This is a genomic window from Kitasatospora sp. NPDC093558, assembly GCF_040683475.1.
Lineage (GTDB): Bacteria > Actinomycetota > Actinomycetes > Streptomycetales > Streptomycetaceae > Kitasatospora.
The window spans coordinates 1-1366 of sequence record NZ_JBFBDY010001192.1 but is presented as its reverse complement, the minus strand read 5'-3'; the positions used below and the strand labels follow the sequence as shown (position 1 = coordinate 1366).

The 1366-nt window shown below is 73.4% G+C and carries 1 protein-coding gene; it reads left to right on the top strand.

Annotation, left to right across the window (positions count from 1 at the left end):
* A partial coding sequence (locus AB0O00_RS39665; RefSeq protein ID WP_363659523.1) for a condensation domain-containing protein occupies positions 1–1366 on the top strand: 1366 nt, incomplete at both ends.

The following is a 1366-nucleotide window of genomic DNA, read 5'->3' as shown; positions in this document are numbered from 1 at the left end:
CCGGGCGGTCCTCGCGCGGCTCGGGATGCTGCGGGTGCGGATCCTCGACGACGGCCACCAGCAGATCGCCCCGCACGGCGCCTGGCCGGGCCTTCGCGTCCACGACCTGCGCACGCTGACCGAGGCCGAGGCCGAGCAGGAACTGGCGGACATCCGGCAGCGGCTGTCCCACCGGCGAATGGACATCGCGGCCGGTGAGGTTTTCGACGTCCAACTCTCGCTGCTCCCGGCGGAGATCCGGGAGAACGGCACGCGCTTCCACCTCAACCTGGACATGGTCGCGGCCGATGCACTGAGCCTGCGCGTGCTGCTCGCCGACCTCGCCCGCAGCTACGCCGACCCCAGCGCGCCACTGCCCGCGCTCGCCTACAGCTACCCGCGCTACCTCGCCGACCGGCGCGCGGCGCGAGAGGCGCCGACCCGGGCGGCCGCCCTGGACGCCGACCGCGACTACTGGCGCCGCCACCTGCCCGAACTGCCCGCCGCACCCCAACTGCCGCTCGCCACACCGTCCGAGCAGCCGACCGTGGTGCGCCGCCACCGCTGGCTGGACCCCCGGATGATGCGATGTCTCGGGGAACTGGCCCGCAGTCACGGGCTGACCCCCGCGATGGCGCTGGCCTCGGTGTTCGCGGAGACCCTCACCGCGTTCAGTGCCGAGCCGCGCTTCCTGCTCAACCTTCCGCTCTTCGACCGTGAGCTGCTGCACGCCGAGGTCGGTTCCCTGGTAGGCGACTTCACCTCCTCGGTCCTGCTGGCGTGGGACGGCGCCGCGCCCGGCACCTTCGCGGAGCGCGCCGCCCGGCTTCAGGCACGCTTCCACGCCGACGCGGCGCACGCCGGCTACTCCGGCGTCGAGGTCCTGCGCGACGCCTCCCGCTTGCACGGCGAACGGTTCCTCGCACCCGTCGTCTACACCAGCGCGCTGGGCCTGGGAGAGCTGTTCCCGGCGGAGGTCCGGGACACCTTCGGCGAGGCCACCTGGATCATCTCGCAGGGCCCGCAGGTCTGGCTGGACGCCCAGGTGACCGAGTTGAACGGCGGGTTGCTGGTCAACTGGGACGCCCGCGAGGACGCCTTCGCACCCGGCGTCCTCGACGCCATGTTCGACGCCTACAGCAGGCTGCTGGACCGGCTGCTGTCGGACGCCGGCACCTGGTCCGAGCCCGTCCCGGCGCTGCTCCCCGCTTCGCAGCTCGCGGTGCGGACATCCGCCAACGACACCGCCGGGCCGCTGCCTGGTGCCAGGCTCCACGACGGATTCTTCGCCCACGCCGCCGGCAACCCGGATGCCACCGCGCTGTGTTGGGGAGCGGACGGCACGCTCGGCTACGGCGAACTCGCCCGGCGGGCGCTCACGCTCGCC